A 17,686-nucleotide genomic window follows, 5' to 3' on the forward strand; every position below is an offset into this window, starting at 1 on the left:
GGCCACGCCCCGCGTGGTTGGAGCCTGCCCGGGCTCAATTCACCGAGAATTCGGCGCGGCAGCCGCCGTCCACCCAGATCCCGTTGCGGTTCCAGCCCCAGGTGTTGCCTTCCTCGCACGGGGTGCTGGACAACTGCTCGGTAACGACCGCGCCGACCGAAATGCTCGCCCCACAGAAGCGGCGCTTCTTCGACTTCGACTCGCAGGTCAGGCGGCGTGGCACGTCGACAAAACGGCCGTCCTCGTCAGCCACTTCGAAATCGCCCTGGCAACCACGGCTGGTCCAGACTTCATTGCGCTTGTAGCCCCAGCCCTGCCCTTCGCGGCACGGCAGCACCGACAGCTGGCGCAGCAGGCGCACCGGCGCCCCGTCCAGGCGCACCGGGCAACTCTGCGGGCGGCCATTGGATTCGCAGCGCACCACACGGCGGACCAGGCGCTTGCCTTCCGTTGCCGCAGGCGCTGCACCTTCCGCACGACGCGCACGGAACTCTGCGCGGCAGCCAAGGGTGACCCACACGCCACTGCGGTCGGTGCCCCACTCGCTGCCACGGATGCAACTGTTGCTGGACAACTGGCGCACAAGGTCGATGCCATTGCTGACGTCGATATCGCAATGCACCCAGCCCATGTCGCGCGATTCGCAGGTCACCACTTCGCCGTCATAGCCCGCCTGCTGGGCCGACGCCGATGACGGCAGCCAGGCACCCCAGAGCGCGATGGAGTACACCGGTGCAGCGACAACCGCAAACCACTTGACCAAAGCCTTCCCCAGCAGGAATGGATGAACTGCGTGCCAGTGTCCGGCATCTGCCGTGATAAGAGCATCATCCTGCTTACCGAAGCAAGCGCGGAAACGCGGAATTCCGTTCAGTCTTCGATGTTCAGGAACGTGCGCACCGCGCTCACGCGTGGGCGAAGTCGTAGGCCAGCACATCGGCGATACGCGGCGTGCGGCTCATCGCCATCAACAACCGATCGACACCCACCGCCACGCCAGCGCAGGCAGGCATCGATGGCAACGCCGACAGCAGCGCCTCATCCACGGACGGTTGCACCTGGCCCCGCTCATGGCGTCGCTGCAGGTCACGCTGGAATCGCGCACGCTGTTCGTGCGCGTCGTTCAGTTCGTGATAGCCGTTGGCCAGTTCCACGGCCCCCAGATAAAGCTCGAAACGCTCGGCCAGCGGCGGCGTGCCGGCTCGAATGCGCGCCAGTGCGGCCTGGCTGGCAGGCCAATCGTGGACCACGGTCATCACCGCGTCATCGAAATGCGGCTGGATATGATGGGTCATCAGCAGATCCAGCCAGTCATCGCGGGTCAGCCCGACCGGGTCGATATGTACCTCGCCCAGCGCGGCACGCAGCGCGGCCTCGTCGGCATCGAACGGATCCACACCCACGTACTGCTGGAACAGCTCGCGGTAACTGAGCACACGCAGCGTCGCACTGCGCCCGACCAGGGCCAGCGCCTGGCCGACCAGCTCGGCGGTTTCCTGCACCAGACGATGGTGGTCCCAACCGACCCGGTACCACTCCAGCATGGTGAATTCCGGATTGTGGCGGCCGCCCGCCTCGCCGTTGCGGAACACCCGGCCCAGTTCGTAACAGTCACCCACGCCCGCCGCCAGCAGGCGCTTGAGCGGATACTCCGGCGAGGTACGCAGCCAGCGGCGGCGGCCACCGGCATCGACATGGCCGGTGAAATCGGTATGGAAGCTGTCGATGTTCGGCTCGGTGTTGCCGGCCACCGACAGGATCGGCGTCTCCACCTCCAGCACATCGCGATCGGCGAAGAAGCGGCGCACCAGCGCGTTGAGCGCGGCACGCTGCTGCAGCGCGCGCAGCAGGGCCTCGCTCACAGGATGCCCTCCGGGCGCGGATGATCCAGCGGCAGGGTCAGCAGATCGCGGGTGTCATCGATGTAGCCACTGGCCAGGTACAGGCGCCGGGCCAGTTCGTTGTGGTGGTTCACTTCCAGCCGCAGGCGGCTGACGCCACGCCCGCGAGCGCGCTGTTCGCAGATGGCCAGCGCCTGCTTGCCGCGGCCGCGGCCGCGCGCGCGGTGGCTCAGGTACAGCTCGTCCAGCAGCATGAAGTGGCCGCCCTGCTCCAGGCTGAAACCCATCGCGATCACTGCGTAGCCCACCACCTCGGCGGCCTCGTCCAGCCACAGCAGCACCTCGCCATTGCGCGGATCGGCCAGCAGCGCGTCCACGCCGCGACGCACGCGCGCGTCGTCGAAGTCGATCTTGTCTTCGGCATAGAACTCGCGCATCAACGCGATCAACAGTTCTTCGTCGGCACGGGTGGCCAGGCGGAAATCCAGCGGAGCGGTCTGCATCGGTGTTCCTTTGTGTTTCATGCCGGGCGCCAGGCACCCGGCGGGGTCATCATTCGTGTTCGGCGAGGTAGGCCAGCAGGCGGTCTTCGTCCCATACCGGCACGCCCAGCGACTGCGCCTTGTCCAGCTTGGAGCCGGCCTCGGTACCGGCCACCACGAAGCTGGTCTTCTTCGACACGCTGCCGGAGACCTTGGCACCCAGCGCTTCCAGGCGTTCCTTGGCGGCATCGCGGGTGAGCTGGGCCAGGGTGCCGGTCAGCACCACGGTCTGCCCATCCAGCGGGCCGGCCACGATCTCGGCCAGCGCCGGCGCCTTGGCCAGGATCTGCTGCATCGCCTTCTCGGCCGCCAGCAACATCGCGCCATGGCCATCGGCATCGAGCCACGCAGCCAGGCCGCGTGCAGTGTCATCGGGCAGGCCGGCGTTGACGAACTGGCCATGCTCGGCGTCGAGCACTGCTTGCGCGCCGGAAAGCGCAGCGACCAGTTTTTCGGCGCGCAGGCGGGTGATGCCAGGGATCTCCGATTCGACCAGCAGCTGCGCCAGATCCAGCCCTTCGCGCAGCTTGGCACTGGGCGCATGCACATCGCTGATGCGCACCTGACCGACCTGCAGCAGGTCATCGATGGCCTGCTGGTTGCCCTGCTGCTCGAAGAAATGACCCAGCGAACGCGCCACTTCGCCGCCGATGTCCGGCACACGCTTGAACAGCGGCCACGGCAGGTGGCGGATAAGCTCCAGGTCACCGAACCACTGCGCCAGCGCCTTGGCCGTGCTCTCGCCCACGTGCTCGATGCCAAGCGCGAACAGCAGGCGCTCCAGCGTGGCCGCACGGCTGGCATCGATCGCCGCGATCAGGTTGTCGGCCCACTTGGTGGCGATCTTCTTCGTGTTCCATTCGAAGCTGGCCGGCTGTGCCAGCGCCTGTGCTCGCCAGCCCGGATCGTTGCCATCCAGCTTGAGCACCGCATTGAGCACCGCACCACTGCCTTCGGCGGGCAGGTGCAGCTTCAGCGCAGCCGCCAGTGCGGAAGGGTCCTCGGCATCCAGCACCAGCTTCAGATGCAGCAGCTGGTCACGGTTGAGCCGGTACAGATCGGCCACGCTTCTGACGATGCCGGCGTCGACCAGAGTTTCGATGTACTTGTCACCCAGGCCATCGATATCCATCGCGCGACGCGAGGCGAAATGGGCGATGGCTTCCTTGCGCTGCGCCGGGCAGGACAGTTCGCCCGAGCAGCGCCATGCGGCAGCACCTTCCTCGCGCACGATTTCCGAGCCGCACACCGGGCAGCGCGTCGGCATCTGCCACGGCGTGGTGCCCGGCGGGCGGCGATCAAGGATGACGCTGACCACTTCCGGAATCACATCACCGGCGCGGCGCACGATCACGCTGTCACCCACGCGCACATCCAGGCGTGCGATCTGGTCGGCGTTGTGCAACGTGGCGTTGGACACGATCACGCCTGCCACCGCCACCGGCGCCAGCCGCGCGACCGGTGTGGCTGCACCGGTGCGGCCGATCTGGATCTCGATCGCCTCTACCGTAGTGCTCTGTTCCTGTGCCGGGAACTTGTGCGCGATGGCCCAGCGCGGCGCACGCGAAACGAAGCCCATGGCCTGCTGGCCGGCGCGGTCATCCAGCTTGTAGACCACGCCATCGATATCGAACGGCAGGCCATCGCGGCGCTCACCGATATCGCGGTAGTAGCCGAGCAGGCCGTCGGTGCCTTCCACGACCTTGCACAGCTCACTGACCGGGAAGCCCCAGGCACCGAGCTGGGCCAGTGTGCCCGAATGGGTGTCCGGCAGCTCGCCGCCCTGCACTTCGCCGGTGCCGTAGGCGAAGAAACTCAGCCGGCGCTGCGCACTGATCTTCGGGTCGAGCTGGCGCAGCGAACCGGCGGCGGCGTTGCGCGGGTTGGCCAGCACCTTGCCGCCCTGCAGGCGCGCACGCTCGTTGTAGGACTCGAAGTCGGCGCGGGCCATGTAGACCTCACCACGCACCTCCAGCACATCCGGCCAGTCCTTGCCGTGCAGCCGCTTGGGAATATCACCGATCTCGCGCAGGTTGGCCGTCACGTCCTCGCCGGTACTGCCATCGCCGCGGGTCGCGCCGAGTACGAAATGACCGTCCTCGTAGCGCAGGCTGATCGCCAGGCCGTCCATCTTCGGCTCGGCCGAGAACCGCAGGCTGCGTCGGCCCAGGCGCTCGTCGATGCGGCGCACGAAATCTGCCACTTCCTCGTCGCTGAAGGCATTGGACAGCGACAGCATCGGCACCGCGTGGCGCACTTCCGGGAAGCGGCCGGAGGGGCGCGCACCGACCTGCTGGGTCGGGCTGTCGGCACGGGCCAGCTCCGGATGCTCGCGCTCCAGCGCTTCCAGCTCGCGCACCATCCGGTCGTAGTCGACGTCGGGGATCTCCGGCGCGTCCAGCTCATGGTAGGCGCGGTTGGCCTGGGCGATCTGCCGGCGAAGGTCTTCGGCGCGTTCGGCGGGGCTGGGGCTCATCGGGATCCGGTGGTTCTGGGATGGCCGGGGATTCTACCGCGCCCGACCGTCAGGCCCTGTAACGCTCCCGCCTTTGTAGCGTCGAGCTTGCTCGACTGGTGCTCCCTCGCTCTGGCAGGTGCCAACCACTCCCCCATCCTGGTACGTGCCAACCACTCCCCAGCTCTGGTACGTGCCAACCACCCTCCCGCTCTGGTAGGTGCCAACCACCCTCCCGCTCTGGTAGGTGCCAACCACCCTCCCGCTCTGGTAGGTGCCAACCTTGGTTGGCACATCTGCAGTCAAGCATGGTTCGACTCCACAAAAAGCAGCTTGCCGCCCATCCCCACCGGCGCTAGCGTGCGACGGTCTTCCCTTCGGAATCCCACCCGTGACCCTGCCCGCCTCCCGTCGACGCTTCCTGCAACTGGCCGGTGCTGGCCTCGCCGTCGCCGGCACCGGGCTGCCGCAGCTCGGCCATGCCCAACCCGCGACAGCCGCCGCCCCAGCCCCTGCCGAAGGCGCCGTACTACTGAACTTCAACGAATGCCCGTACGGCCCCTCGCGCGCCGCCCAGCAGGCGGCGCGCGACAGCATCGCCAGCTGCGGCCGCTACCGCTTCGCTCTGGCGGCACAGGTTCGCGATGCCTTCATCGAACAGGCGCGCATCCCGGCTGATCACGTGCGGCTGTATCCGGGTTCCAGCGAGCCGCTGAACCGCGCCGCCGTGCTATGGACCGGCCCGCAGGCGGGGCTGGTAGTGGCCGACCCGACCTTCGAGACGCTGGGCGAGGTCGCCGCCGCACACGGTGCACACGTGCAGAAAGTGCCGCTGCGCGAGGACGGTGCACACGACCTGCGTGCGATGGTCGCCGCCGCACACGCACGCCCGACCGGGCTGCTGTATGTGTGCAACCCGAACAACCCGACCGGCTCGATCAGCCCACCGGATGAGCTCGCCTGGCTGCTGGCCCACAAGCCCGCTTCCACCCGCGTGCTGTTGGACGAGGCGTATCTGCAGTACAGCGAACAGCCGAGCCTGATCGCGCAGGTGGCGCAGCGCGATGACCTGATCGTGTTGCGCACGTTCTCCAAGCTATATGGCATGGCCGGCCTGCGCCTGGGCGTGGCGACCGCACATCCCGACCGCCTGCGCGAGCTGGCCAGCCTCGGCGACAACCCGCTACCCGTGCCGGCACTGGCCGCTGCACTGGCCAGCCTGCGCGATCCGCAGTTGATTCCGCAGCGCCGCCTGCAGAATGCCAAGGTGCGCGAGGCCACCATCGCGTGGCTGGGCAAGCGTGGTTTCAGCTGCGTGCCGTCGGAAGCGAACTGCTTCGTGGTCGACGTGCAACGCGATGGCAGCGCGTTCGCCAAGGCGATGGCGGACAACGGCGTGGTGATCGGACGCAGCTGGCCGATCTGGCCACAGCGCGTGCGCGTGACCGTCGGCACCGAAGAAGAAATGGCCGCGTTCCGCCATGCGTTCGCGAAGGTGGCCGGCGTGCCGGCCTGATCCTGTTGGTGGGGGCGAACCTTGGTTCGCCCCATCCACGCATGGCGTGGATCTACTGTTGTGGGTGCCGACCGTTGGTCGGGGTGGGTGCCGACCGTTGGTCGGCACGCCATGGCGCTTACCAGCGCGGGGTCTTGGTCAGCGGCGGGGCCTGGTGCTGGCGGTCGTAGGCGCGCAGCTCGTCACGGATGTGTGCGATGCGCTGGCGGCCCAGGGCATTGCGGCTGTCATCGAGCACCACGCCATCCAGCAGTTCAGCCATGCGCTGCACCGTCGGCAGCATCTTCTCCCAGGCGTCCAGCGCGGTCAGCGGCGCCGGCAGGGTCAGGAAGAAGGCGATGGCCGGGGTTTCCATGGCACGGATGTTGGCCATGTCGAAGCTGCCCGGCTTCATGATGCTGGCCATCGAGAAGATCGGGCCGCGCTCGGGGTGGCCTTCCACCAGACGGTGGAACACGTTCATGTGGCCGAACACCAGGCCGGTCTTCTCAGCCGCCACCACGATGTCCTCACCACGAAGCTGCTCGCCGGCCCGGGCAGCCACGAACAAGGAGACGATCTTGTCGAAATCCTGGGTGGCGCGCTTGCCGAGATCACTGGCGCCCGGGTCGGTTTCGCCCAGACCAAGTTCGGCCTGCTCGCCTTCCGTGCCCATGCCCGGTTCGACGCGGCCATCGGCCACGGCGACGCCGTCTTCGCCCAGTACCGGTTCGCGGCGCTCGCCGCTGGTCGGTTCCGCGCCTTCCACGCGGCGCCCCTGGGGCTTCTTTTTCGGACGGCCAAACAGGAAGATCGCGGCGATCAACAGCAGGCCGGCGGCCAGGATGCCGATGCGCAACAGTGCCGTGTCGGACATTCGATAGGTTCTCCGGCTGGTTCATTCAGGTAACTAGGATGGCACGTCAGGCCGCGCCCGCCAATCGCGCGGCTTCTTCCAGGTCCACGCTGACCAGGCGGCTGACGCCCGGCTCGCGCATGGTCACGCCCGACAGCTGGTGCGCGGCCTCCATCGTCGCTTTGTTGTGGCTGACGAACAGGAACTGCACCTTTTCGCTCATTTCCTTGACCATGTTGGCCAGGCGGCCGACGTTGGCTTCGTCCAGCGGCGCGTCCACCTCGTCCAGCAGGCAGAACGGCGCGGGGTTCAGCTGGAAGATGGCGAACACCAGCGCCACCGCGGTCATCGCCTTCTCGCCGCCGGACAGCAGCGAGATGCTGGACACGCGCTTGCCCGGCGGACGCGCCATGATGGTCACACCGGTGTCGAGCAGGTCTTCACCGGTCAGTTCCAGGTAGGCGTGGCCGCCACCGAACAGGCGCGGGTACAGCGCCTGCACGCCAGCGTTGACACGATCGAAGGTGTCCTTGAAACGACCGCGGGTCTCGCGGTCGATCTTGCGGATGGCATCCTCAAGGGTTTCCAGCGCCGTGGTCAGGTCGGTGTGCTGCGAATCCAGGTAGTCCGAGCGCTGCGAAGCCTCGCCGTACTCGTGGATGGCGGCCAGGTTGACCGGCTCCAGCCGGCGCATGCGGCCATCGATCTGGTGCACGGCCTGCTCCCAGTCACCCAGGCGGGCGTCCTCGGGCAGTGCGTTGAGCACGTCCTGCAGCACGAACCCGGCCTTCTCCACCGCGCCCTGCAGGGTATCCGCGCTGAGCACCAGCGCCTGCTGGTCCAGCTTGCGCTGCGAAATACGCTCGCGCTGGGCCAGCGCCTGTTCGTCACGCTGGTGACGGGTCTGCTCGTAATTGCGCAGCTCGGCGTCGATGCCGTCCAGCAGCGTGCGCGCCTCGGTCAGCACGCGATCGGCACGCACACGCTCTTCCAGTGCGTTCTGGTGCTCGGCCTGCAGCGACTCGACCGGCGAATCACCTTCGTCCAGCTGCGAATGCAGTTCGCCCAGTCGCGAATCCAACTGCCCGCGCTGGGTACCCATGCGTTCCAGCGCTTGGCTCAGTGAAGCCAGCTGCGCCCGCTGCGATTCCAGGGTCAGCGCCAACGAGTGCGAGCGCTCGCGCACCGCTCGCGCGGCGTCTCTGGCCAGGTCGCGGGCCTCGGTCAGCTGGCGGCGCTCACCCTCCAGCCGTTGCCGGGTCGATTCCAGGTCGCCCATGCTGCTGACCGCGTTTTCCAACCGCGACCGCGCTTCACGCGCCTGCTCGTTGTTGGCTTCCAGCGTTTCCTGCAGCTGCTTCAGTTCACCTTCGATGCGGTCGATGCGCGTTCGCGCCGCCTCCACCTTGCCCTGCTGTCCCTGCAATTGGCCAGCCAGTTCAGAGACCGCACGATGGGCCTGGTACAGCGCACGCTGCGCGTCTTCGCGCTGCTGCTCAGCGGCCTGCAACTGCTCGCGGAAACCACTCAGCTGTTCTTCCAGCTCGGCTTCGCGATCCTGCAGTTGCTCGATCTGCTCACGCAGCTCGTTGATCTCACGTTCGCGCAGCAGCGCGCCCTGCTGGGCCGCACCGGAGCGCGACACGCGCAGCCAGCCCTGGCCCAGGCGCTCGCCGCTCTGGGTGATGATCGAATCGCCTTCCGGAAGACTGCCCTGCAACACCTTCGCCTCGGACAGGTCCTTGGCTGCGTGCAGGTGCGCCAGCAGGCGACGGATCGCGGCCGGGCCACGCACGCGGGCCGCCAGCGAGGTTGGCGCGACCTTCAGGTCCGCGCCATCGTTGGCAACCAGCGCGATGTGGCCCTCGCCCAATTCGCCTAGGGCATCGACCAGGCTGGCCGGATCATCAACCAGCACGCCTTCGATCAATTGGCCGAGCGCGCTTTCCACCGCGTTCTCCCAGCCGGCATCAACGTCCAGGCGTTCGCCGACACGCGCCGCCGAATCCAGTCCACGCGCCTTCAACCAGGCCACGGCCGCGCCCTGCTCCTGGCCCAGCGCGGCCTGCTGCAGGGTTTCCAGCGAAGCCAGGCGACCGCGCAGGCCGTTGGCCTGCTTGCGCAGTTCGGCCAGTTCGTTCTGGCCATTGCGCTGCTGTTCCTGCACCGTCGCCACGCCCTGCTTGCGCAGCTCGACGTCTTCGCTCAATTCATCCAGCGCGGTCTTCTGCGTGTCGTGCTGCAGGTGCAGCTGCTCGAAGGCTTCTTCCAGCGCGTCCACGTCCAGCCCGGCGCGCTCGGCGGCCAGGGCCTCGCGACGCCGGTCAGCGTCGAGGATCTGCTTGTCCAGGTAGTCCACGCGCGTGCGCTCGACATCGCCGGCGCGCGACGCCTCCGAACTCTGCGAGGTGTGCTGCTCCCAGCGCTGCTGCCAGCTGGCCAGCCGGTCCTCGGCCTCGCGCAGGCTTTCCTGCTTGATCTCGTTCTCTTCCTGCAGTTCTTCCAGCTGCGGGGTGGCGGCCTCCACCGCCTCGCGCAGCACCATCAGCTTGGCTTCGTCGCCGCTGATGTGCTGGCCCAGTTCGGCCAACGCCTGACGGGTCTCGTCGCGCGCCTTGTGCAGGCGCTGCGACAGTTCGCGCTGGTGCTGGATCTGCTGCTCCAGGCGCGCCAGCGTGCTGCCGACCTGATAGACCGCAGCCTGCGCGGTGTTGAGCGCGTCGGCGGCCTCTTCGCGTCGAACGCGCGAGGTCTCGATGCGGGCCTCGGCATCACGCTGATCGGCGATCAGCTGCTGCAGCTTGGTCTCTTCCTGCGACAGCCCTTCGCGCAGCTTGGACAGGCGACCGTCCAACCCGCGGAATTCCAGGGCCTTCCACTCGGCATCCTTGACCCGGCGCTCTTCCTGCAGCGCCTGGTACTGCTCGGCCTGCCTGGCCTGGCGCTTGAGGTGTTCGAGCTGCTTGCTGATCTCGTCGCGCAGGTCGCCCAGCCGGTCCAGGTTCTCGCGGGTGTGGCGGATGCGGGTCTCGGTCTCCTTGCGGCGCTCCTTGTACTTGGAGATGCCGGCCGCCTCCTCCAGGTACACGCGCAGGTCTTCCGGGCGCGCCTCGATGATCTGGCTGATCATGCCCTGTTCGATGATCGAGTAGCTGCGCGGGCCCAGGCCGGTGCCGAGGAACAGGTCGGTGATGTCGCGGCGGCGGCACTTGGTGCCGTTGAGGTAATAGTTGCTGGTGCCGTCGCGGCTGACCGTGCGCTTGACCGAGATTTCGTTGAACGAGGCGTACTCGCCCGAGATCGTGTGGTCGGAGTTGTCGAAGATCAGCTCAACCGTGGCCTGCGACACCGGCTTGCGGGCGTTGGAGCCGGAGAAGATCACGTCGGTCAGCGAGTCGCCACGCAGGCGGCTGGCCGAGCTCTCGCCCATGACCCAGCGCACGGCGTCGATGATGTTCGACTTGCCGCAGCCATTGGGGCCCACCACGCCGGTCATGTTGGTCGGCAGGTGCAGGGTGGTCGGATCGACGAACGACTTGAAGCCGGACAGCTTGATCGTGGAAAGACGCATAGGGGTTCCGGACTGGGGCCGGCAAGCGGCCTGCGTTTACCCTCCAAGTCATTGATCCTGCTGGGATCGATGCCCGTGGAACGGGTGTGACGCCCTGAGTATACCGATGTGGCCGTGTTCTACGAATGGGCGTGGAACATTGTCCAGCCCCACCCCGCCGGCCGGACGTGGCCCGACGCCACGAAACGGAGCCATAAAACAAAACGGGCACCCTTGCGGGCGCCCGTTCTGCGGTGATTCCAGGCCTTGCGGCGTGGGATCAGGCTTCGGCGACGACGACGACCTTGACGGTGGTCTCGACGTCGGCGTGCAGGTGGACCAGCACGTCGTATTCGCCGATGTTGCGGAAGGCGCCTTCGCCCAGGATGACTTCGCTCTTGCTGACCGGCAGGCCGGCAGCGGTGAAGGCATCGGCGATTTCGCGGGCGCCGACCGAGCCGTACAGCTTGCCTTCGGTCGAAGCGTTGGCCGGGATGGTCACGCTCGCGCCTTCCAGCTTGGCCTTGCGGGCGTCAGCGTCGGCGTGGATGGCCTGGGCCTTGGCTTCGTATTCGGCGCGCTTGGCTTCGAACTCGGCCTTGTTGCTCTCGGTGGCCGGAACGGCCTTGCCCTGCGGCACGAGGAAGTTACGGCCGTAGCCCGGCTTCACGTCGACCAGGTCGCCCAGATTGCCGAGGTTGGTGACTTTCTGCAGGAGGATCAGCTGCATGGTATTGCTCCAGATAAGTTATTCGTTAGCGAGGCGATGCCCCGCAACAAAGGCTGTCCGAATAGCTGGCACAGCGGGGGCGGCACCGGGCCGCCCCGCCGGGCATCAGACGTCGTGGTTGTCGGTGTACGGGATCAGGGCCAGGAAGCGAGCGCGCTTGACGGCGGTCGCCAGCTGACGCTGGTACTTCGACTTGGTACCGGTGACGCGGCTCGGCACGATCTTGCCGTTCTCGGTCAGGTACTGGCGCAGGGTGTTGAGATCCTTGTAGTCGATCTCCTTCACACCTTCAGCCGTGAACTTGCAGAACTTGCGGCGACGGAAGAACTTGGACATGGGAAGGCTCCTTAGGCGGCGGAAGCGGCGTCGTCGCCGGCTTCGTTGTCAGCGGTGGTGGTGGACTCGCCTTCTTCGTCGTCACGACGACGGCGCTCACCGCGCTCCGGCTTGTCACCCTTCTCGTCCTTGCTCTTCATGATCAGCGACTGCTCGGTGTCAGCCTCGTCACGCTTGATGACCAGGTTGCGCAGCACGGCGTCGTTGAAGCGGAAGCTTTCGGTCAGTTCGTTCAGAACGGCCTGGTCGGCTTCGATGTTCATCAGCACGTAGTGGGCCTTCACCAGGTTCTGGATCGGGTACGCCAGCTGGCGGCGGCCCCAGTCTTCCAGACGGTGGATGGTGCCGTTGCCGTTCTCGACCAGCGACTTGTAGCGCTCGATCATGGCCGGGACCTGCTCGCTCTGGTCCGGGTGGACCATGAACACGATTTCGTAATGACGACTCATGTTTTTTCTACCTTTCGGATGTGGCCTCGCGGCCGGACAGCCCCCCGCCGTTGAGACCGCGGTGGGGCAAGGATTCCCGCCAGGAAGGCAGGAAGCCGCGCATTATGGCGCAGATGGGGTGGCTGGGCAACCGGCGGGTCACAGGGCAACCTGAACCGGGCTACCCCAGATCCACATGAAGGCGGTGCTGGCCGCATTCCAGGCACTGGAACAGGCAGCCAATCATCTCCCCGTCCCGGCTCAGGTGTTCCAGCACCCAGTCGGCGTCGCGCGGGTTGACCTCGATCACGACGGGCCGGACCTCGTCGAGGATGGGCTGGAGATCCTCGCTACCGGCGTAACCGAGGAAGGCGCAGGGCCGCTCACAATGGCTGAGCCAGACCGACTGCTGCCAGGACGAGTAGCCCGGGGTGCGCTCGCAGATCTCCAGCAGCAGCTCGCGGGCGATGGTCGGCGGCGGATCGGCCGGATCCGGGGATACCCCCTCGATATCGCTCCAGCCGGTGAATTCACCCTCGTAACTGGCCGCTGCCCTGCCATCGGCGATACACCAGGGGCACAGGTAATCGGGGCTCAGAACGGAGTAGAACGGCCCCCGGTACCGCAGTGTGCGCGGCTGACCGCAGCAGTCGCAGACCCCGTCGACCTCTTCGAAGGAGAGGGCGTAGGCGTTGGGGTGATAAATGAAAAGCGGTCGTTCCACCCGTGGATCCCTTCCCTGCCGACCAAGGTCGGCATCTACCAGCGCCCGGCCATGCCCGGCGGACGCCAGAACCAGCCCTCAGGCCTTGTCGGCGTCGGTGGTGAAGCTTTCACCGCAGCCACACTCGGCGGTGGCGTTCGGGTTGCTGAACGTGAACGTTTCGCTCAGGCCGTGCTTGCCGAAGTCGATCACGGTGCCGTCCACCAGCGCCAGGCTCTTGGCGTCGACGTAGATCTTCACGCCGTCCTGGTCGAACACGGTATCGCCCTCGCGCTCGTCGCGGGCCAGGTCGGTGATGTGACCCCAGCCCGAGCAACCGGTCTTGGTCACGCCGAAACGCAGGCCCAGCGCGCCGGGGGTCTGGGCGACAAAGCGCTGCACGCGCTCGAAGGCAATGGGGGTCAGGCTGACGGCCATGGGGCTACTCCATAGGTACGGGGACATTATAAGGAGCCGTTGCCACGAAAAATGCCTCGCAAGCAGAACGCTGCAACCGGTAAACTCCCGTGTTCACAGATCGAGTCGATCAGCAGAGGATTCAAGTCATGACGGTGGTCAGCGTTGAACATGCGCTTGCCGGGAAGATCCCGGAAGGCGGCGAAGTCACGGTACGCGGATGGGTGCGCACGGTGCGCGGTTCAGCGAATCTGGCCTTCGTGAATGTGAGCGACGGCTCCTGCTTCGCCCCGATCCAGGTCGTGGCCGGCGACAGCCTGGCCAACTTCGACGAAATCAAGCGCCTGACCAGCGGCTGCTCGGTCATCGCCACCGGCACCCTGGTGAAGTCGCAGGGCAAGGGCCAGTCGTTCGAGATCCAGGCCAGCACGCTGGAAGTGGTCGGCTGGGTCGAAGACCCGCTCACCTACCCGATCCAGCCCAAGCCGATGTCGCCGGAGTTCCTGCGCGAAGTGGCGCACCTGCGCCCGCGCACCAACCTGTTCGGCGCGGTCACCCGCATCCGCAACTGCCTGGCCCAGGCCGTGCACCGTTTCTTCCACGAGAACGGCTTCAACTGGATCAGCACCCCGATCATCACCACCTCCGACGCCGAGGGCGCCGGCCAGATGTTCCGCGTGTCCACCCTGGACATGGTGAACCTGCCGCGTGACGAGAAGGGCGCGATCGATTTCAGCCGCGACTTCTTCGGCAAGGAAACCTTCCTGACCGTGTCCGGCCAGCTGAACGTCGAGGCCTACTGCCTGGCGCTGAGCAAGGTCTACACCTTCGGCCCGACCTTCCGCGCCGAGAACAGCCACACCACCCGCCACCTGGCGGAGTTCTGGATGATCGAGCCGGAAATCGCCTTCGCCGACCTGGCCGAAGACGCGCGCCTGGCCGAAGAGTTCCTGAAGTACCTGTTCCGTGCGGTGCTGAACGAGCGTGGCGACGACCTGGCCTTCATCGCCGAGCGCGTGGACAAGAACGCGATCACCAAGCTGGAAGACTTCATCAATGCGCCGTTCGAGCGCATCGACTACACCGATGCGGTCAGCCTGCTGCAGAAGTCCGGCAAGAAGTTCGACTTCCCGGTCGAATGGGGCCTGGACCTGCAGACCGAGCACGAACGCTGGCTGACCGAAGAACACGTCGGCCGCCCGGTGGTGGTGACCAACTATCCGGAGCACATCAAGGCCTTCTACATGCGCCTGAACGACGACGGCAAGACCGTTGCCGCGATGGACGTGCTGGCCCCGGGCATCGGCGAGATCATCGGCGGCAGCCAGCGCGAAGAGCGCCTGGACGTGCTGGATGCGCGCATGGCCCAGTTCGGCCTGGATCGTGAGCACTACAGCTGGTATCGCGACTTCCGCCGCTATGGTTCGGTGCCGCACGCCGGCTTCGGCCTGGGCTTCGAACGCCTGGTGGTGTACGTCTGCGGGCTGTCCAACATCCGCGATGCGATCCCCTACCCGCGCGCCCCGGGCAGCGCGGACTTCTAAGCCCCACACGACCACGGAGGTACCGCTCCCATGACCCTGTTCTTCGCCCTCTGTTTCGTCGGCGTTGCAGTGGCCGGGTTCAGTGCCTTCGTGATCTTCTGGCCGCTGACCCTGGTGCACGTACGCGATCGCCATCCGGCGCTCGCCGAGCGCTTCGGCAGCGGTGCCTTCCTCAAGCCCGATGCCCTGGCCTGGCTGCTGCGCCGTGACTATCGCCAGCAGCCGGACCGCTCGCTGTCCGGGCTGGCGACGCCGGCCTGGGTATCGCTGCTGACCCTGCTGGCCGGACTGGGCATGGCCGCCCTGCTCTGGCTGGCCTCGCTCTGGTAACACATCCATGAATGACATCACCGCCTCGCGCGACAGCTGGTGGCTGGCCAGCCTCGGCAACACCCTGATCTGGGCGCGCCTGCGCGTGCGCCCGGCCGGCACCGCCGAAGTGCTCGACAGCGATGGCAACACGCTGAGCTATGACAGCGAAGACACCGCGCGTTCGCAGCTGTTCGACGCCGAATTCGTCGAGTACGACGGCTTGGACGAGGAAGACGCGCTGGTGCGCGGCTTCAGTCTGCACGAAGTGCAGCCGCCGCAGGCCGACAGCGATGAGGGCCTGCGCGGCCGCATGATCCAGTCGCTGGGCGGGCGCGCCTGACCCCTGCATGTTCACCCCGCGCGCCTTCGCCGAGACCGACCTGCTCTGGCTGGACCGCCTGCTGGCGCGCGACCCGTTCGTTACCGTGCTTACGCCCGGCAGCGATGGCCTGCCGGAGCTGACCCGGATGCCGGTGCTGTACCGGCGTGACGGCGACCAGATCGAACTGCGCGGCCACTGGGCGCGCGCCAACCCGCAGTCGCGCCACCGCGGCGCGGCCAAGGTACTGATCGATGGTCCGCATGGCTACGTCTCGGCCAGCTGGTATCCGGACAAGGAACCCGCTGCGCGGGTACCCACCTGGAACTACGCCGCTGCCGAGCTGCGTGGCCAGCTGCAGACCTTCGACGATACCGAGGCGCTGGCCGAACTGGTCGGCGCGATCAGCGACCGCTTCGAAGCGAGTGTCGGCCAGGCCTGGCAGTTCGATGCCACGCGTGCCGAACATGGCCCGGAGCTGCGCGCCATCGTCGGCTTCCGTTTCCAGGTCGAACAGGTGCAGCTGAAGCTCAAGCTGAGCCAGAACCATCCCGATGCGAACCAGCGCGCGGTGATCACCGAACTGGAACAGCTGGGCACCCCCGCTTCCACCGAGTTGGCGCAGTGGATGCGCTGGCACCGCGAACAGGCCGCCCGCAGCGACTGAACGCCCCAGATTCCCGCGACGACGCAGCCGGACGGCTGCGGCGCGCCCCCACCCGACGCCAGGGACCCATACATGAAAGACATCCACAAACTGCTGCAGAACAACCGCGACTGGGCCGACCGCATCGAGAAGGAAGACCCCGAGTTCTTCCACCAGCTCGCCAAGCAGCAGCACCCCGAATACCTGTGGATCGGCTGTTCCGATTCGCGCGTGCCGGCCAACCAGATCATCGGCATGGCCCCGGGTGAAGTGTTCGTGCACCGCAACGTCGCCAACGTGGTCGCCCACACCGATCTGAACTGCCTGAGCGTGGTGCAGTACGCGGTAGACCAGCTGAAGGTGAAGCACATCCTGATCGTCGGCCACTACGGCTGCGGCGGCGTGCATGCCTGCCTGCACAACACCCGCGTCGGCCTGGCCGACAACTGGCTGCGCCACGTTGGCGACGTGATGCAGAAGCACACCGGCATCCTCGATGCGATCGAGACCGACGAGCTCAAGCACGCACGCCTGTGCGAACTGAACGTGATCGAGCAGGTGGCCAACCTGTGCCGCTCGACCATCGTGCAGGACGCCTGGGCCCGCGGCCAGAAGCTGATGGTGCACGGCTGGGTCTACAGCCTGAAGGACGGACGCGTGCGCGAGATGGGCATCGACGTCGGTTCGCAGGAAGAACTGCAGCCGGCCTACGAAAAGGCCCTGTCCTACGTCCCGCGCAAGGGCAAGCGCGACTGATCCCTTACGGATGACCACCATGCTCGCTTCGCCGATCAACCTGCACGCTTGGATCGAAGAAAACCGCCACCTGCTGAAGCCGCCGGTGGGCAACAAGATGATCGACAACGGCGACTTCATCGTGATGGTGGTGGGCGGGCCGAACTCGCGTACCGACTTCCACTACGACGAAGGCCCCGAGTGGTTCTACCAGCTCGAAGGCGAGATGGTGCTGAAGGTGCAGGAAGACGGCGCAGTGCGCGACATTCCGATCCGCGCCGGCGAGATCTTCCTGCTGCCGGCAAAGGTTCCGCACTCGCCGCGGCGCCCGCCCGGTGGTATCGGTCTGGTGGTCGAGCGCAAGCGCCTGCCGCACGAGATGGACGGCGTGATCTGGCACTGCGAGCGCTGCAACCACAAGCTGCACGAAGAGTATTTCCCGCTGCAGAACATCGAAACCGACCTGCCCAAGGTGTTTGCGCGCTATCACGCCAGCCTGGAACTGCGTACCTGCAGCGAGTGCGGGCACGTGGACCCGCTGCCGGCGCCAGCGGTCGGCTGAGCCTCGAACGGTAGTCGCCCACCCTGGTGGGCGCATGCTCGCCCCCGCTCTGGTAGATGCCCACCTTGTAGATGCCCACCTTGGTGGGCGCTTGCTTGTACGTGCGCCAACCAAGGTTGGCGACAACCGGGTCATGCGGCGCTGGCGTTGGGTTGGCAGCTACCGGGCCATGCCCCAGGCGCTACACTGGCGGTCCCGTTGCAGCCTGTTGCCCG

General features: G+C 66.7%; 18 protein-coding genes. 7 read left to right on the forward strand and 11 right to left on the reverse strand.

Going from position 1 to position 17,686, the window contains the following annotated elements; all coding sequences use genetic code 11:
• Positions 1–34: 34 nt before the first annotated feature.
• From ACZK2R_RS14635 to ligA, 4 genes are all read right to left on the reverse strand, one after another.
• Positions 35–763 carry a DUF3011 domain-containing protein gene (locus tag ACZK2R_RS14635; protein WP_032127686.1) on the reverse strand — a complete coding sequence of 243 codons (729 nt, stop codon included), beginning with the start codon at positions 761–763 and terminating at the stop codon, positions 35–37.
• A 142-nt stretch (positions 764–905) separates the two neighbouring features.
• Positions 906–1,862 carry an EF-P lysine aminoacylase EpmA gene (gene epmA / locus ACZK2R_RS14640; protein WP_125892083.1) on the reverse strand — a complete coding sequence of 319 codons (957 nt, stop codon included), beginning with the start codon at positions 1,860–1,862 and terminating at the stop codon, positions 906–908.
• The gene (locus ACZK2R_RS14645) at positions 1,859–2,344 is read right to left on the reverse strand and encodes a GNAT family N-acetyltransferase (RefSeq protein WP_032127684.1); all 486 of its coding nucleotides are present in this window, start codon (positions 2,342–2,344) and stop codon (positions 1,859–1,861) included. The genes epmA and ACZK2R_RS14645 overlap by 4 nt, the downstream gene beginning before the upstream one ends.
• A gap of 49 nt (positions 2,345–2,393) precedes the next feature.
• Positions 2,394–4,865, reverse strand: a complete 2,472-nt coding sequence (gene ligA, locus ACZK2R_RS14650) for an NAD-dependent DNA ligase LigA (protein ID WP_180837543.1) — start codon at positions 4,863–4,865, stop codon at positions 2,394–2,396.
• Between the two features lie 364 nt (positions 4,866–5,229).
• Between ligA and ACZK2R_RS14655 the strand changes: the two genes are divergently transcribed.
• Complete coding sequence (locus ACZK2R_RS14655) at positions 5,230–6,354, forward strand: pyridoxal phosphate-dependent aminotransferase (protein WP_125892087.1); 1,125 nt, start codon at positions 5,230–5,232, stop codon at positions 6,352–6,354.
• 118 nt (positions 6,355–6,472) lie between these two features.
• Here the strand turns inward: ACZK2R_RS14655 and zipA are convergent, their stop codons facing one another.
• The 7 genes from zipA to ACZK2R_RS14690 all read right to left on the reverse strand — a co-directional run bounded on the left by zipA (position 6,473) and on the right by ACZK2R_RS14690 (position 13,374).
• A complete protein-coding gene (gene zipA / locus ACZK2R_RS14660; RefSeq protein ID WP_006376490.1) occupies positions 6,473–7,210 on the reverse strand; it encodes a cell division protein ZipA in 738 nt (245 codons plus the stop codon).
• A gap of 46 nt (positions 7,211–7,256) precedes the next feature.
• Entirely contained in the window at positions 7,257–10,760 is a 3,504-nt protein-coding gene (gene smc, locus ACZK2R_RS14665) for a chromosome segregation protein SMC (protein ID WP_180837525.1), read from the reverse strand.
• Between the two features lie 259 nt (positions 10,761–11,019).
• Positions 11,020–11,469, reverse strand: coding sequence for a 50S ribosomal protein L9 (gene rplI, locus ACZK2R_RS14670; RefSeq protein WP_014037734.1), 450 nt, complete (start codon positions 11,467–11,469; stop codon positions 11,020–11,022).
• A 105-nt stretch (positions 11,470–11,574) separates the two neighbouring features.
• Positions 11,575–11,805 carry a 30S ribosomal protein S18 gene (rpsR, locus tag ACZK2R_RS14675; RefSeq protein WP_002804494.1) on the reverse strand — a complete coding sequence of 77 codons (231 nt, stop codon included), beginning with the start codon at positions 11,803–11,805 and terminating at the stop codon, positions 11,575–11,577.
• A gap of 11 nt (positions 11,806–11,816) precedes the next feature.
• Positions 11,817–12,254, reverse strand: a complete 438-nt coding sequence (gene rpsF / locus ACZK2R_RS14680; RefSeq protein ID WP_006452997.1) for a 30S ribosomal protein S6 — start codon at positions 12,252–12,254, stop codon at positions 11,817–11,819.
• A gap of 160 nt (positions 12,255–12,414) precedes the next feature.
• Positions 12,415–12,957, reverse strand: coding sequence for a CbrC family protein (locus ACZK2R_RS14685; protein ID WP_180837524.1), 543 nt, complete (start codon positions 12,955–12,957; stop codon positions 12,415–12,417).
• Between the two features lie 78 nt (positions 12,958–13,035).
• A complete protein-coding gene (locus tag ACZK2R_RS14690; protein ID WP_006376495.1) occupies positions 13,036–13,374 on the reverse strand; it encodes a HesB/IscA family protein in 339 nt (112 codons plus the stop codon).
• 128 nt (positions 13,375–13,502) lie between these two features.
• Between ACZK2R_RS14690 and asnS the strand changes: the two genes are divergently transcribed.
• From asnS to ACZK2R_RS14720, 6 genes are all read left to right on the forward strand, one after another.
• Entirely contained in the window at positions 13,503–14,897 is a 1,395-nt protein-coding gene (gene asnS, locus ACZK2R_RS14695; RefSeq protein WP_049400203.1) for an asparagine--tRNA ligase, read from the forward strand.
• A gap of 30 nt (positions 14,898–14,927) precedes the next feature.
• Positions 14,928–15,227 carry a hypothetical protein gene (locus ACZK2R_RS14700; RefSeq protein WP_005417403.1) on the forward strand — a complete coding sequence of 100 codons (300 nt, stop codon included), beginning with the start codon at positions 14,928–14,930 and terminating at the stop codon, positions 15,225–15,227.
• A 7-nt stretch (positions 15,228–15,234) separates the two neighbouring features.
• A complete protein-coding gene (locus tag ACZK2R_RS14705) occupies positions 15,235–15,549 on the forward strand; it encodes a hypothetical protein (RefSeq protein WP_006453002.1) in 315 nt (104 codons plus the stop codon).
• 7 nt (positions 15,550–15,556) lie between these two features.
• Positions 15,557–16,195: an FMN-binding negative transcriptional regulator gene (locus ACZK2R_RS14710; RefSeq protein ID WP_180837523.1), complete on the forward strand. Its 639-nt coding sequence runs from the start codon at positions 15,557–15,559 to the stop codon at positions 16,193–16,195.
• A gap of 72 nt (positions 16,196–16,267) precedes the next feature.
• Positions 16,268–16,930, forward strand: coding sequence for a carbonate dehydratase (can, locus tag ACZK2R_RS14715; protein WP_014037740.1), 663 nt, complete (start codon positions 16,268–16,270; stop codon positions 16,928–16,930).
• 19 nt (positions 16,931–16,949) lie between these two features.
• Entirely contained in the window at positions 16,950–17,471 is a 522-nt protein-coding gene (locus ACZK2R_RS14720) for a 3-hydroxyanthranilate 3,4-dioxygenase (protein ID WP_032127723.1), read from the forward strand.
• Positions 17,472–17,686: the final 215 nt, after the last annotated feature.

This window comes from Stenotrophomonas sp. 96582_Sma (genome assembly GCF_056480905.1).